The organism is Paenibacillus sp. SEL3 (assembly GCF_054602585.1).
Window position 1 is genome coordinate 6,242,447 of record NZ_CM137725.1, and the last position, 13,789, is coordinate 6,256,235.

The 13,789-nt window shown below is 41.1% G+C and carries 15 protein-coding genes and 1 pseudogene; 1 reads left to right on the plus strand and 15 read right to left on the minus strand.

The window, feature by feature from the left end; genetic code table 11:
• Positions 1-205 precede the first annotated feature (205 nt).
• From ACYCS5_RS28090 to ACYCS5_RS28150, 13 genes and pseudogenes are all read right to left on the minus strand, one after another.
• Positions 206-1,357: a MalY/PatB family protein gene (locus ACYCS5_RS28090; RefSeq protein WP_459760510.1), complete on the minus strand. Its 1,152-nt coding sequence runs from the start codon at positions 1,355-1,357 to the stop codon at positions 206-208.
• Positions 1,358-1,367: 10 nt separating this feature from the next.
• Positions 1,368-2,228, minus strand: a complete 861-nt coding sequence (locus ACYCS5_RS28095) for a DUF3737 family protein (protein WP_103744570.1) — start codon at positions 2,226-2,228, stop codon at positions 1,368-1,370.
• A gap of 148 nt (positions 2,229-2,376) precedes the next feature.
• Positions 2,377-2,772, minus strand: a complete 396-nt coding sequence (locus ACYCS5_RS28100) for a cupin domain-containing protein (RefSeq protein WP_103744571.1) — start codon at positions 2,770-2,772, stop codon at positions 2,377-2,379.
• 31 nt (positions 2,773-2,803) lie between these two features.
• Positions 2,804-3,550 (minus strand): SDR family oxidoreductase, encoded by a 747-nt coding sequence (locus ACYCS5_RS28105; protein ID WP_459761354.1) that lies wholly within the window; start codon positions 3,548-3,550, stop codon positions 2,804-2,806.
• A gap of 79 nt (positions 3,551-3,629) precedes the next feature.
• A complete protein-coding gene (locus ACYCS5_RS28110; protein ID WP_103744573.1) occupies positions 3,630-4,382 on the minus strand; it encodes a carboxymuconolactone decarboxylase family protein in 753 nt (250 codons plus the stop codon).
• A gap of 127 nt (positions 4,383-4,509) precedes the next feature.
• The gene (locus ACYCS5_RS28115; RefSeq protein ID WP_459760511.1) at positions 4,510-5,490 is read right to left on the minus strand and encodes an aldo/keto reductase; all 981 of its coding nucleotides are present in this window, start codon (positions 5,488-5,490) and stop codon (positions 4,510-4,512) included.
• 122 nt (positions 5,491-5,612) lie between these two features.
• The gene (locus ACYCS5_RS28120) at positions 5,613-6,056 is read right to left on the minus strand and encodes an aldo/keto reductase (RefSeq protein ID WP_219818461.1); all 444 of its coding nucleotides are present in this window, start codon (positions 6,054-6,056) and stop codon (positions 5,613-5,615) included.
• On the minus strand, positions 6,038-6,424 hold the full coding sequence (locus ACYCS5_RS28125; RefSeq protein WP_103744575.1) for an aldo/keto reductase: 387 nt from the start codon (positions 6,422-6,424) through the stop codon (positions 6,038-6,040). The genes ACYCS5_RS28120 and ACYCS5_RS28125 overlap by 19 nt, the downstream gene beginning before the upstream one ends.
• Positions 6,425-6,430: 6 nt before the next feature.
• On the minus strand, positions 6,431-6,568 hold the full coding sequence (locus ACYCS5_RS28130) for a hypothetical protein (protein ID WP_219818460.1): 138 nt from the start codon (positions 6,566-6,568) through the stop codon (positions 6,431-6,433).
• Positions 6,569-6,591: 23 nt separating this feature from the next.
• Positions 6,592-7,131 carry an NAD(P)H-dependent oxidoreductase gene (locus tag ACYCS5_RS28135; protein WP_103744576.1) on the minus strand — a complete coding sequence of 180 codons (540 nt, stop codon included), beginning with the start codon at positions 7,129-7,131 and terminating at the stop codon, positions 6,592-6,594.
• A gap of 49 nt (positions 7,132-7,180) precedes the next feature.
• Positions 7,181-7,279, minus strand: a pseudogene (locus ACYCS5_RS28140) (aldo/keto reductase); the annotation flags it as partial.
• 54 nt (positions 7,280-7,333) lie between these two features.
• Positions 7,334-7,546, minus strand: coding sequence for a 4-oxalocrotonate tautomerase DmpI (gene dmpI, locus ACYCS5_RS28145; protein WP_103744577.1), 213 nt, complete (start codon positions 7,544-7,546; stop codon positions 7,334-7,336).
• A gap of 109 nt (positions 7,547-7,655) precedes the next feature.
• A complete protein-coding gene (locus ACYCS5_RS28150; protein ID WP_459760512.1) occupies positions 7,656-8,630 on the minus strand; it encodes an aldo/keto reductase in 975 nt (324 codons plus the stop codon).
• A gap of 334 nt (positions 8,631-8,964) precedes the next feature.
• Here ACYCS5_RS28150 and ACYCS5_RS28155 point away from each other — a divergent pair, with 334 nt between their 5' ends.
• The gene (locus tag ACYCS5_RS28155) at positions 8,965-9,510 is read left to right on the plus strand and encodes a TetR/AcrR family transcriptional regulator (RefSeq protein WP_103744579.1); all 546 of its coding nucleotides are present in this window, start codon (positions 8,965-8,967) and stop codon (positions 9,508-9,510) included.
• Between the two features lie 921 nt (positions 9,511-10,431).
• Here ACYCS5_RS28155 and ACYCS5_RS28160 read toward each other — a convergent pair.
• Both ACYCS5_RS28160 and ACYCS5_RS28165 read right to left on the minus strand, forming a co-directional pair.
• Positions 10,432-11,859, minus strand: coding sequence for a 6-phospho-beta-glucosidase (locus tag ACYCS5_RS28160; RefSeq protein WP_103744580.1), 1,428 nt, complete (start codon positions 11,857-11,859; stop codon positions 10,432-10,434).
• Positions 11,860-11,888: 29 nt separating this feature from the next.
• Entirely contained in the window at positions 11,889-13,757 is a 1,869-nt protein-coding gene (locus ACYCS5_RS28165) for a beta-glucoside-specific PTS transporter subunit IIABC (protein ID WP_459760513.1), read from the minus strand.
• Positions 13,758-13,789 lie beyond the last annotated feature (32 nt).

The window sequence follows — 13,789 nt, forward strand, 5'->3', positions numbered from 1 at the left end:
TCCAGATAATCCGCCCCCAATGCCAGAATTAGATCGTATTGTTCCTCACGCGACGCTTTGCCCTTTCAATGTACAGTCGGCTGTGGATAATGGCTCCACTTTTGTGAACACCACAAAATCGACGCCAACTTCATTAAGTGATCGTGCTACTTTATCCCAAATTCCTATTCGTTTCGTGAAGGAGTGTCCGGTAACCATTATTAAATCAATCGTTCACTCTTTGATATGCCTGAATCCCAATCTTCAAGCGCTGCAATCCATCAACTAGTCGTTTTTTAGGGCAGGCGTAGTTCAATCGAATGAAATCGTGTCCATTGCCGCCATAAATGGCGCCCTCCGTGACATACAGCCCCGTTTCTTTCCTTATGAATTTACACAGTTGACTTACATTAGAAGTTATGTTCCGGCAATCGATCCAAGCCAAATAAGTCGCTTCCGAATGGATAATTTGGAGCTGCGGCAGTTCACTAGCCAAATAATGTTCGAGATATTGCTTGTTCGCCATGAGATATTCCAATAAGGCTTGCAGCCAGGGTTCGCCTTCCGTAAAGGCAGAGATTGCTGCTTCAATCGCAAAAAAGTTAGGTTCGGCCACTTCATCGGTGTTAATGCCACGGTGTACAAGTTTACGAATCTTCGAATTCGGCACGATAATACTTGAAGTTTGAATTCCCGCAAGATTGAAAGTTTTCGTCGGCGCCACACAGGTGATGCAATTTTGGACGATCTCTTCCGATACGGAAGCGAATGGAACGTATTGGTTGCCTGGGTGTGTTAAATCGCAGTGAATTTCATCGGAAAGAATAAGGACCTGATGCTTGACGCAGAGCGTGCCGAGTTTCTCAAGAACTTGTTTGTCCCACACTTTGCCTATGGGGTTATGCGGATTGCAGAAAATCATAAGCGTTGTGTCAGAATCGGCTAGCTTTTTCTCCACATCGTCAAATTCGATCGAATATTGATTGTCTTTGTAAACCAACTCGCTTACGAGAACTTCTCGTTGATTGTTCTTTATGGAGTTGTAGAAAATGTTATAGACAGGCGCAAGCACTAGCACTTTGTCACCGGCTTTGGTCATTTTTCGTACGATAGATGATATCGCCGGCACTACCCCCGTGCAAAACATAATCCATTCTTTTTGGATCTGATATTGATGTCTCTTTTCCCACCAATGGGCAACTGCATCATAATAAGTATCTGGTATCGAGGTATATCCATAAATACGATGGTCTAATCTCTTTTGCAGAGCATCGACTAAAGCAGGCGAAGTCTCAAAGTCCATATCCGCCACCCACATCGGCAGCTCTTCTGGTCCAACATCCCATTTATAAGAGTTAGTGGCCAAGCGCTTCGTCATTTTATCAAAATTAAAGGACAAATCGATCACCTGCTTTATCCAGCTCGTATCGGGTGTAGGCAGCGTTGATTTCTTCGTCATTGATGATGATTTCGCCGATATCCTTTGCTTTGATTTTCCCGGAGATTGGATTTTTCACGCTATTAATTGAGGTCTTGGTTTCCACCTCAATGGTTGAATATTCGAATGCCAAGTCGGTATTCAGAATCGTTCCGTTCTCGATTATGAGACGGTCCATGTAGCACATTCCCTGATTGCTTTCGATAGTGCAGTTGATAAAGGTGATGTTTTTCGAATTCCATCCTAAATATTCTCCGATGATCAATGAATCATAGACGGTGACATTCTCGCAATTCCAGAAGGCGTCCTTTGAAATAATCTTCGCATTGCGAATCTCCATATCCTTAGCCCCGTCGAATGCGTAGTTCCCCGCTAATCTGAAATCGTCGATAGTGATATTTGCGCTATTCATTCCAAAGTAATCACCTTTTGCGGTCACATGATGCAAGTGAATATCTTCGCAATTCCATAAGGTTTCTTGCGCGTTGGGTAGATCGACATACGTCAGTCGGATTCCGCTCGAACGCCGAAATGTCTTTGGCGCCTCTATTACGCTGTCATTAATGACAATTTGATGTGTATACCATATTCCCGATCGGGCCATTTCAAGGAAAGTGCTACGATTAACACAAATATTATTGCAATACCACAAGGGATACTTCCATTTAAAAATGCTATTATCGATAGTAATATCGTTGCTTTCCTTCAGGGGGGACTCGCCATCTGCAAAAATGGAATTAGTGACCATGAGGTTCTTTCTCTTGAAAAGTGCTCGTTCTCCGGTAAGCATTTGTTGATCGATCGTTTGCATAATACTGTCTCCAATCGCTCAGTACTAGCTTCAAATCTTCTCTGACCCCATAATTCGCAGAATAGCAACAGAGGGTTTCAGATTTATTAGAAGCTTCTATATAAACGGCAGCATTGACGGCTGCCGTTTATATGTGTTAATTCATTTACTAAAGCTTAATATATTCTTCATCCAATACGGGTTCTAACCAATCTGTTTGTCCTGGTGTAAGAGCTAAGTGAACAAACCAGCTATCCTTTGTAGCTCCATGCCAATGTTTAATGTTCGCTGGAATGTTTACCACATCGCCTGTTTTGAGTAATTGAGCTGGCCTTCCTTCTTCTTGATACCACCCCTCACCGCCAGTAACTAACAACACTTGCCCAGTATGATGAGAGTGCCAGTTATTGCGGGCACCGGGAGCAAAGGTTACATTCCCAATTGCTGTATTGAGTGGTGCTGGATCGGTAAACACCATTTGTAAGTACGCGTCTCCGATAAAGTTTTTTTCGACTTTTTGACCCAATGGGAAGAGTGTGCTATGGCTTAAGTGCTCGTTTTTCATTTTTCATCTCTACTTTCTTATATTTTTAACGTTATCCAACTTGAGCTGTTGGTCGAATGATCATCTCATTGATGCCCACATCCGATGGTTGTTCGATGGCAAAGGCAATGGCACGTGCGATGCTGTCTGCACCGATTGCTATCTTGTAAAAATCATTCAAGCCCGCTTTCGTTGCCGGATCGGTTGTCGTCTCCAGTAGTTCGCTGGTCACAGCCCCCGGCGAAATATTGGTCACACGAATATTTGTACCACTCATCGCTTCTTCTTGACGCAAGCCTTCAGAGATTGCTCTTACGGCATGTTTGGTACCACAATAAACTGTCCCGCCTGGGTAGATGTTGTGTCCGGCCACGGATGAAAGGTTAATAATATGACCTGATTTCCGTTCTCTCATAGATGGAAGGACTGCCCCGATTGCGTACAATACCCCTTTGATATTGACATCGATCATTCGGTCCCATTCATCAACCTTTTTCAAAGCAAGAAAAGCCTGCGGCATGATTCCAGCATTATTGACTAAAACATCGATTTTTCCAAACTCGTTAAGCGCATATGCAGCAAGATCTTCCATTTGTTGGTGTGAACTTACATCCGTCACTTTATACACAACTTGTCCGCCGATTTGTTCAATTTTATCTTGTAGTTTCTTTAACCGGTCTTCGCGGCGAGCGGCAAGAACCAATTTTGCACCTTTGGATGCCAGTTCTTTTGCAGCTGCTTCTCCAATACCGCTGGACGCCCCTGTAATAATAACTACTTTTTCTTGAATATTTGACATTTTAGATAAACACCCTTTCTTACTTTTAGGTATACTTTCATCTATAAAAAAATCTATTTCTTGGCTTAATTTTCTTCTGCTATTCTGGAATGATTTCATTCACACAACTCAAAGCATTTAATGTTCTCGGAAAACCCACATAAGGAAGGCAATGAGTGATGGCAGTGATCATGATATCCTTGTCATTGCCTACATTCAGGTTGCCTTGCACATGTGCCTTGACTTGATTTTCACAACCGCCGAGACTACTCACGATACAGAGGGTCAGCAACTCCCGTGTTTTCAGATCAAGGCCTCCACGAGTATAGAAGTCACCAAAACAGAAGGCAGAAAGATAGTCCTGCATATGCTTTTGATTGTATGGAACATTCCCCCTGTTCTTTTCAATGATATCGCCAAAGATTTTTACCTGCACTGCAAGGCCTTTGTCTAACCGATTCTCTTCTTCAACCTGCTTTTGACTTTCGAGAGGTAACTCGATATTTCTGGATTGGAAAACCTCATTAATCTCCGCGATGGCATTTAGCGTTTTAGGGAATCCTAAATAAGGCGCACATTGGTAAATGGCCTCTTTGATTTCTACCGGTGTCAGCCCAACGTTCAGAGCAGCATGAGCATGTGCCTTGAGCTGAGGTAACGTTTGGTTCGTTACAAGTACCACTAGAGTGATAAGCTCACGTTGTTTATCGTCCAACGTACCTTGATAAAAAACTTCCCCAAAAATAAAACGGCTCAGGATGTCCTGAAAATCAGGATCAGTAGCGTATGCCGCTGGCACTCCATCACCAAATAGCTGATTAAACGTTTCTTGGCTCTTTTCAATTCGATTCATAACTATGCCTCCTGCTTGTTTTTTTGCGGATGAATAGGACCAGCCGAAAGAATGACGATAATGCGACGCAGTAACCTCCAATTCCCGTCTTTATGATGAAGCCGACAGGCTTATCATCACCATTCTTCTAGATATGTCCCACAATGGTATGTGGGATATACGATTCTTCTAAAAATGAAATTTCTTCAGGTGTTAGCTTTATGGAAAACGCAGCTTCGGCATTTTCGAGATGAGAAATCGTCGTTGCACCAATTATTGGTGCTGTTACGGGTTCTTTATGCAAAAGCCAGGCAAGCGCAATTTGCACACGAGGAACACTGTGTTGCTCTGCCAGAGTACCCACACGCTCGATCACCGACCGGTCTGCTTCCATTGTTGAATCATATTTTGATTTTTGCGCTTGGTCGGTTTCGTAACGATACGTTGTCTCCGTCCAGTCCCGTGCTAATCTACCAGATGCAAGTGGGCTGTAAGGAGTCACTGCAATTTTCTCTTCTTTACAGAGCGGCAACATCTCTCGTTCTTCTTCGCGATAAAGGAGATTGTAATGGTTCTGCATGGAGACAAACTTGGTCCAGCCATGTTTCTCCGCTACGTGATTCGCCTTTAGAAACTGCCATGCATGCATGGCGGACGCACCGATATATCTTGCTTTCCCTGCCTTAACAACATCATGTAATGCTTCCATAGTCTCCTCAATGGGTGTATGGTAATCCCATCGGTGGATTATATAAAGATCAATATAATCTGTCCCAAGTCGATTGAGACTTTGATCTACTTCATGCATAATGTTCTTTCGGGACAATCCAAGCCCGTTTGGTCTCTCATGCATGGGGAAATATACTTTGGTAGCAAGCGCAATTTCATCGCGGCGTGTATATTCTTTAAGTGCTCGCCCGATAATTTCTTCGCTTACTCCAATGGAATAAACATTCGCTGTATCGAAGAAGTTGATCCCTATTTCCAGAGCTTTTCTAATAATAAGGCGACTTCGCTTCTCATCGAGCACCCATGGGTGAATCCAATTCACAGGATCACCAAAGCCCATACAGCCAAGGCAAAGCGGAGACACGTCTAAACCGGTATTTCCAAGCTTTACATATTCCATTTACGGATCGGTCCTTTCTTTTTCATTAAACAGGTACCTTTAGGAGTTAGGGATGGTATCTGCTTTGAATGGAATGATAGGATCTTTTAGCTGAAACTCATATGTTTCCTCGTCAACAATACCTACAGCCTTGTCGCTGTCATAAGGTCTAACATGAAACCCGCCATTTCTTTTGAGGTATGTTGGAACTCTTCTGCTGTCAGAGTGATCTCGGTGGCTTTAATAGCATCCTCTATATGGCCCAGTCTGGTAACGCCGATAATAGGTACAGTTCCTTTGGCAATGGACCAAGCAATTGCAATTTGTGCAGTTGACGCATTATACCTATTGCCGATTTCTCTCATTACTTGAATTAAACTCTCCAGCTTGACGAGCACTTCTGAATTAAATGCTTCGCCTCTTCTAGTCCCGCTCGGAAAAGGATGTTGCGTACTGTATTTGTCGGTTAATGCGCCCTGCTCCAATACCATATAAGAAAAGAAGACAATGCCGTTCTCCTTGCAGTAATCAATAATCCCTGCTTTTTCAGATGAACGATATAGCCAGGCTATAGTGGTTTTGTACAGCTGAAAATTTTCAAACCTTCTCCCCTCAAGATGCTGGCTGCCCTTTTAATTTCATCCAGATTATGATTGGAGACACCTACATATTTAACTTTTCCGCTTTTCATTAAAGGAATCAGTCTTGGTGTCCATCTTTTCACATCTGCGGGATTGTGTATCCAATAAATATCCGCATGGTCCCCGCCAAGCCGCTTTAAACTCCCATCTAAAAGTTCCTCCACCGCATCGTCATGATCCCCTGCGATTTGTGGAGTGAATTTCGTCGAAATCACTACATCTTTGCGGTCTTGGGTAAACCTCCCCAAAATCGATTCTGAGGCACCCATTCCATATACAGCCGCTGTATCCCATAAATTAAATCCGGCATCCATCGCCGCTTAAAATACCGGCTTTAAGTCGGCTTCTGTAAGATAATTCCCGAACACAGCATCCCCGCCAGATTGGCCGGTGCCCCATGACCATGTGCCAAGAGCTATTGAAGGGATATCTTCATTTTGCAGTTTAACGCTTTTCATTGTTTCACACCTTCCACAGATGATTAAAGCAACGCAAGTTTAGGGTTCAACGCATAAGCCACATAATCCTTGGCACTTTGCTCTAGCTCCTCGTCTGACAGGTGTTGCATTACGCCATACAAGATATATGGTGTCAAATAGCGTGTTCCAATCAAGTTACTGGTTGCCTGAAGAGGTCGCAGCAGCTCGGAAACGGTATATTTAAAATTACCTTCTGGTAAATAGTTTTCTTTAGCAGCGCCGGTAGAAACGGCAATCAGCAGCTCTTTTCCGTGCAGCTTGTCCCCTTTACTTCCAAATGCCCAGCCATGAGTTAGGACTACATCCTCCCATTTTTTCAACAATGAAGGCGTACTGTACCAGTAGAATGGGAATTGCAAAACGATGCGATCATGCTGCTCCAATAGACTCTGCTCGGCATCGACATCGATCTTCTCATTCGGGTATGCCTCATAAACATGGTGAATTGTAACACCAGCTTGCTTCTCCATTTCTTCCGTTAAGCGACGATTAACACGGGAAGCAGTTAAATCAGGGTGAAAAACAAGAACGAGTATTTTCATTTTAAATTTTCTCCATCCAAGAATATTTTTTTCTATCTTAATTATTTAAATGGATACCAAGTTCAAGAGCTAGTTTAATAATTGGACGACTGTGTTCTTTATCTAGTACCCATTGATGGGAATCACGACCTGGCTCACCAAAGCTCAAACAGCCAAGACAAAGACGATGTACTTCAAATCCGGTATTACCAAGTTAATTATTTTACTCCTCACTGTTCAGTGGATTATTTACAGCTTTGTCCGCTAAAATCCGTCCTGCAACTCCTATATTATCTAGTTCATTTTCCCTTACGAAAACAAAGAATGCTTGTTCAGGTATATTCATGATAGTTGAAGCTGATGTGGTAAGGTCTTTTACTAACTTTCTTTTTTGCTCTTTAGTTAATTTAGCTGCTTCAATTGTAATTACAGGCATAGTTTATTCTCCTTTATTGTGAATTTATGTCTAATGACGTCGAGCTGACACAAAAACTCATATGCATCTCTCTTGTTAAAGAGACCGTGCGACTCCAATTTATATGAATTTAAAAATGACCAACGATTCGGTGCGGTACATATGGTTCTTCCAAAAACGCAACTTCTTCAGCTGTTAATTGAATAGATAGAGCAGCTTCTGCATCTTCGAGTTGGGATATTTTTGTCGCACCTACAACAGGAGCGGTTACCGGTTCTTTGTGCAGAAGCCACGCAAGTGCGATATGAACCCGGTGAACACCATGTTTTTCTGCCAAACTCGCAACCTGGTCTAGCACCAATTGATCCGCATCTGCTGTTGCATCATATTTTTGTTTTGCTATTTCATCAGTTTCGGCACGATGTGTTGTTGTCTCCCGCGCCAACCTTCCTCCTGCGAGCGGACTATAAGGAATGACCCCGATTTTTTCTGCCTTACAAAGTGGGAGCATCTCTCGTTCCTCTTCGCGGTAAATGAGATTTAAATGATTCTGCATTGATACAAATCGGGTCCACCCATTTTTCTCAGCTATATGTAAAGCTTTCTGAAACTGCCATGCCCACATGGCAGAGGCTCCGATGTATCTCGCCTTACCAGCCTTGACTACATCGTGCAGTGCTTCCATCGTTTCTTCGATGGGCGTGTTGTAATCCCAACGGTGAATTTGATACAAATCGACGTAGTCGGTTCTCAATCTCTTAAGGCTTTTATCGATTTCGCTCATGATCGCCTTGCGGGAAAGCCCGGCTCCATTGGGTCCTTGATGCATTCGTCCATGTATTTTAGTCGCGATGACAATCTCATCACGGTTCGTATAATCCTTTAATGCACCTCCAATTATTTCCTCACTTGTCCCGTCAGCGTACACGTTTGCAGTATCAAAAAAATTGATTCCAAGCTCCAGAGCTTTTTTTATGATTGGACGAGCGCGTTCCCCATCAAGCACCCATCGATGATGACCTTTTTCTGCGTCTCCAAAGCCCATACAACCAAGACAAATCCGGGATACATCCAAGCCAGTATTTCCAAGTTTCGTATAATCCATTTCATGGTTCCTCCCTTTCTTATCCTTAAAAATTATATTGATACACATCAGGCGTTGGCTTCGTGTGGTGCGATCTTGACTTACCTCAGAACGGGCACGCGTGCTGATCATTAAGTTTAGATATGGACTGCCTTCTTTTATAAGAGTGCATCAAGCTCGAATATAATATTTCCAATAACTCCAAACAAAAAAATGAACATTGATTGTTTAATCAACTTACGTTTATAATTCTAAACGGAAACAAAATGCTTGCAATAATCAATTTCTCTCGATGTGTAGATTACTCAACAAATTATTAATAATTGCCGATTATCTCAGTAAGGGGACTTTAAAAATGACTAAAGTGGACAGAAGGGTACTCAAATCTCAAGAAGCCATAAAGAAAGCAATACTTGAACTGATGACTGAAAAAAACTTTGATGACATTACAATTCGGGATATTTCAGACAGGGCAAATGTTAATCGAGGAACAATCTATCTCCATTACATGGATAAATTTGACTTGCTAGATAAGATAATTGAAGAACATATAAACAATCTCCGTGAACTTTGCCACTCAGCATCTGAAATGAGTTTCCAAGAAGGAAATTATGTCTGGTTCGAATACTTTGCAGACAATCATTTGTTCTTTTCAACTATGCTTAACACGAAAAGTTCAGCTTATTTTCGTAGTCAATTCCTTGATTTAGTCGTCCAGGAGTACAAGGTTGAAGTCGATGTAACAGAAGGAAAAAATCAAGGCTTAAGTGATGATGTTATTCTTCAATTTTTTGGGGCTGCGGTCGTCGGGATAGTAGAATGGTGGTTCAGGAATGGAATGTCAGTCCCCCCTCGTGTTATGGCAGAACAAACTGGGATATTGTTAGACAGAAATTTTTAACTCGCATTCCCAGCGAATTCTAATAAAATCGAGAACTCGAGGTTATTTAAACAAAATTCTCATCCTGATTTCGTGATGAGGGTTATGTTTAGCTTTATATTGGGAAGGGGGCTGGCTCTACCATTCAGGAGTGTTATAAATTTATACGGAGACAAATTGTATATCATTGGGATAGCCTGAAATTCGAAAGAAACAGGTCCTTTTTAGAAAAATGTGAAAAGGACTCCGGCTTTCTGGCAGATTGGATTTGTCCAGAACAGCATCACCAGAGAAGGGAGCACTTTTCAAGTATTTATTTTTAAAATCAGCCTTAATTAAGCGCCAATCTGCCGATTAGTGCCAAAATGAGCCAGCATACAGATTCCAGTATGAAATTAAGTAGCAATTCGAGCAGCAGATTATACTGAAAGACTCATGAAGACAACTTTTCCAAAACAACTCATCAGCTTGACATTGTGTCTTTCGTTGCGTTTTTCCTTCAATTAACTCATTCGCTAGCCTCCTTCAGAGTTTGAGCTATCTGTCTCTTATTCTTTCAGAATTAGTTTTCACTTTTCAATGTTCTAAGAATATAATGATGAAAAATTATTTGGCTTTTGACTTAATTATCCAGGTCATAGCATTTGGATTACCGATAAATCCATGTTCATTATAATGTTGAAACATCCTTAATAGAGTATTGACTTGATAGTCTCCTAACTCCAAGATTTTTTAATTGTGCGGCGAACATTTCGTCTAAGGTGTTTCAACTTTAATCTCATGGACAAAATGCTGCTCCATAGCCGCGATCATATCAGACAAGGATAAATTTTCAGGTCCACAAAGTTCATAAGTAGCACCAATATGTCCTGGACCTGTGATTACCATCAAACTAGCTTTGGCTGTATAAAATCAAAGGTTTGTTCTTATTAATTGGCAGACTTAATCTAAATCTTCTCCATTGCTACTAATTACTTTCTTATACCAATTAAAGGACTTTTTCCTACTACGACTTAACGTACCATTTCCCTGGTCATCTTTATCCACGTAGATGAAGCCATATCTTTTGCTCATTTCTCCAGAGCTTGAGCTTACTAAATCAATGCATCCCCAGGCTGTATATCCTAGCAACTCTACGCCATCTTCTTTTACAGCAGCTTTAAATGCTTTGATATGTTCACGAATATACTCGATTCTGTAATCATCCGAGATCCATCCATTTTCATCAGGCTTGTCCGCAGCTCCCAACCCATTTTCGACAATAAATAATGGTTTTTGATAGCGATCATACAATGCATTTAATGTAATTCTCAGCCCGAGTGGGTCAATTTGCCAGCCCCATTCACTTCTTTTTAAATGGGGATTTCGTAATGTCGGAAAGAGATTGGCAGCGGTTTGAGTATTAACTGCTGGGTCAGCACTTGTTAATCGCGAACCATAGTAACTAAACGAAACGAAGTCAACTGTATTATTTTTCAGAAGCTCCTCATCACCATCTTCCATTTTCAGATGTATATCCATTCTTTCGAACATTTTTTTGGCATAATTCGGGTATTCACCACGAGATTGTACATCCACAAAGAAGTAATGCTCTCGATCCCTTGTCATGGCTTTCCATACGTCTTCGGGAGCGCAAGTATAGGGATAAGTGCTGGCACCCGCCAACATACAACCTATCTTGAATTCGGAATTTATTTTGCGTGCAATTTCAGTAGCTTTAGCACTCGCGACCAATTGGTGATGAGCTGCCTGATACTTCACAGCTTCTTCATTTTCATCTTCTTCAAACACCAACCCTGAACTCCCGAATGGTAGGTGTAATAACATATTGATTTCATTAAAAGTTAGCCAATACTTTACTTTATCTTTGTAGCGAGTGAATAGTGTTTCGCATAGTCTTTCATAATAATCAACCATTTTACGGCTTCTCCAAGAACCGATCGTTTTTACCAAATGCATCGGCACATCAAAATGAGTGATAGTTACTAAAGGCTCTATATTATATTTTAAACACTCATCAAAAACATCGTCGTAGAATTTCAAACCTTCTTCGTTGGGTAATGTATCATCCCCATTTGGATAAATTCTTGTCCATGCAATAGATAAGCGGAAGCATTTGAAACCCATTTCTGCAAATAAAGCAATGTCTTCCTTATAATTATGATAAAAGTCGATGGCTTCATGGCTCGGATAGAAATGCTCATCATCACATTCCATCATTTTCATCTTGCCTTTCATTACAGAAATGCGATCCTTTCCTGCGGGTATAACATCGACGATTGACAATCCCTTATTCCCTTCCAAATATCCACCTTCACATTGGTTTGCAGCAGTTGCTCCTCCCCATAAAAAGTCTTTGACTAAAGTCATTTATAATCCACTCCTTGAATTTGTTATGGTTACACTATTAGGACTAACAACTCATTGTTAAAATCAGTGACTGTACTACTGTTATTAGTTAGCACATCAGCATAACTGTAAGTATTCGTGACGATCACCGGGGTCTGAGTAACATATCCTTCCTCTCTAATTTTCTCCAAATCAAACGTGATTAGTGTCTGTCCCTTGGTAATTCTTTGACCCTCTTCAACATGAGCTTCAAAGTACTTCCCATTCAGTTTAACGGTGTTCAATCCTATATGGATGAGTATTTCAACCCCATCATCGGAGAGTAAACCGATTGCGTGCTTCTTTGGAAACAGCGAAACAATTTTCCCATTAAAAGGAGCGACCACTTTTCCTTCGCTTGGCTCAATGGCAATTCCTTTTCCCATTGCTTCTGAGGAGAAGGCTGCATCTTGAACATCCTTCAATGGAATCATTTCCCCTTTGATAGGACTCGTAATAACGGTATTTTTAAGTGTGATGATTTCATCGTTCGTGGTGACTTTATTCTGCTCAGACGTTTCTTTCTCATATTTCAAGGTTAATAAATAAGTAAGGACTGCAGTTATAACCGTTGTAATTAATAATGCGATGAGTATATTATAGAAATTCCAAATGTTTTCTCCAATATAAAGCGGAATAGCTGGAAGCCCTGATGAACCTGTTGCATAACGTGAAACTTCCATAACCCCTGCGTAAAGCCCTCCAGCAGCAGAGCCAATCATAGCCGCAACAAGAGGATATTTTTTAGGTAAATTAACACCGTAAAGTGCTGCTTCTGTAATTCCCATTAAGCCTGTAATTCCACTTGTAGTGGAGATTTGCTTGGATACTGTATCCTTTGTTCTCCAACTGACAATCAACGCGGCTACACCTTGCGAAATATTGGATATCATGGCTCCAGGTCCAATGATATTTTCATATCCCAATGTCGTGATTTGAGCCAATGATAACGGAACGATACTGTGATGAAGTCCAAACATAACAAGGATTGGCCAGAAAGTTGCAATAATGAAAATGACCACCCATGCTCCGTGCGATCCCAAAAAATTAAATCCCATTGCCAAATATGTTCCGAAGAAAGAACCTAACGGTCCTAGTGCAGTTAAGGAAATAAATCCAACAACCAGAATGGTAAACATCGGAACAAAAATAATTTTTACAGCGTTAGGAATGACTCTTTTAAAGAATGGTTCAATGTAGGATTGCGCCCACACGGATAATAGAATCGGAACAACCGATGAACTGTAAGCAACAAGTGTCAACGGCACATTGAAAACGCTAACATCATTGCCCGCAGTTCGCAATAGGTCCAGATTCGGATGAAGCAATATCCCCGCCAACACAAGTGCCAGTACAGGGTTGCATTTTAATTTGTTTGCAGCCGAATATGCTAATAAAAAGGGTAAGAAATAAAAAATGGCATCCGACATGAAATTGATTACATAGTAAGTTTGTGACGCTTTTGAAACTACATTAAATAAGATCAGCAAAGCCAATAGCGCTTTTATCATTCCCGCGCCTGCAATAGCCGGAACGATTGGACTGAATGTACCTGAAATAAAATCGATTAATTTGCCAAAAACGCTTACATTTTTTTCATTAGATAATTTATCATCTATATTTTCTGCATGTTTTATATATTTGACCACTTCCTCATATACTTCTTCAACATGGGTGCCAATAACCACCTGAAATTGTCCGCCGCTTTCAATCGCATCAATCACGCCATCTAAAGCTTTAATAGCGTCTTGATCGGCTTTTTTATTTTGGTTTAGTGCGAATCTAAGCCTTGTCATACAATGAGTTAGTGTTGATACATTTTCGCTACCACCAACCTTCTCTACAATATCCTGAGCTAATTTTTCATATTTTTTGCTCATTAGAAAATGCCCCCTCTTCTTGTTGTTGAACA

Bases quoted from the DNA above. Each gene is read 5' to 3' on its own strand.
- ACYCS5_RS28165 (WP_459760513.1), bottom strand. From the start codon at position 13,757: ATGAGCAAAAAATATGAAAAATTAGCTCAGGATATTGTAGAGAAGGTT.
- ACYCS5_RS28135 (WP_103744576.1), bottom strand. From the start codon at position 7,131: ATGAAAATACTCGTTCTTGTTTTTCACCCTGATTTAACTGCTTCCCGT.
- dmpI (WP_103744577.1), bottom strand. From the start codon at position 7,546: ATGCCTGTAATTACAATTGAAGCAGCTAAATTAACTAAAGAGCAAAAA.
- ACYCS5_RS28105 (WP_459761354.1), bottom strand. From the start codon at position 3,550: ATGTCAAATATTCAAGAAAAAGTAGTTATTATTACAGGGGCGTCCAGC.
- ACYCS5_RS28155 (WP_103744579.1), top strand. From the start codon at position 8,965: ATGACTAAAGTGGACAGAAGGGTACTCAAATCTCAAGAAGCCATAAAG.
- ACYCS5_RS28115 (WP_459760511.1), bottom strand. From the start codon at position 5,490: ATGGAATATGTAAAGCTTGGAAATACCGGTTTAGACGTGTCTCCGCTT.
- ACYCS5_RS28125 (WP_103744575.1), bottom strand. From the start codon at position 6,424: ATGGATGCCGGATTTAATTTATGGGATACAGCGGCTGTATATGGAATG.
- ACYCS5_RS28100 (WP_103744571.1), bottom strand. From the start codon at position 2,772: ATGAAAAACGAGCACTTAAGCCATAGCACACTCTTCCCATTGGGTCAA.
- ACYCS5_RS28150 (WP_459760512.1), bottom strand. From the start codon at position 8,630: ATGGATTATACGAAACTTGGAAATACTGGCTTGGATGTATCCCGGATT.
- ACYCS5_RS28095 (WP_103744570.1), bottom strand. From the start codon at position 2,228: ATGCAAACGATCGATCAACAAATGCTTACCGGAGAACGAGCACTTTTC.
- ACYCS5_RS28130 (WP_219818460.1), bottom strand. From the start codon at position 6,568: ATGAAAAGCGTTAAACTGCAAAATGAAGATATCCCTTCAATAGCTCTT.
- ACYCS5_RS28110 (WP_103744573.1), bottom strand. From the start codon at position 4,382: ATGAATCGAATTGAAAAGAGCCAAGAAACGTTTAATCAGCTATTTGGT.
- ACYCS5_RS28090 (WP_459760510.1), bottom strand. From the start codon at position 1,357: ATGACGAAGCGCTTGGCCACTAACTCTTATAAATGGGATGTTGGACCA.
- ACYCS5_RS28160 (WP_103744580.1), bottom strand. From the start codon at position 11,859: ATGACTTTAGTCAAAGACTTTTTATGGGGAGGAGCAACTGCTGCAAAC.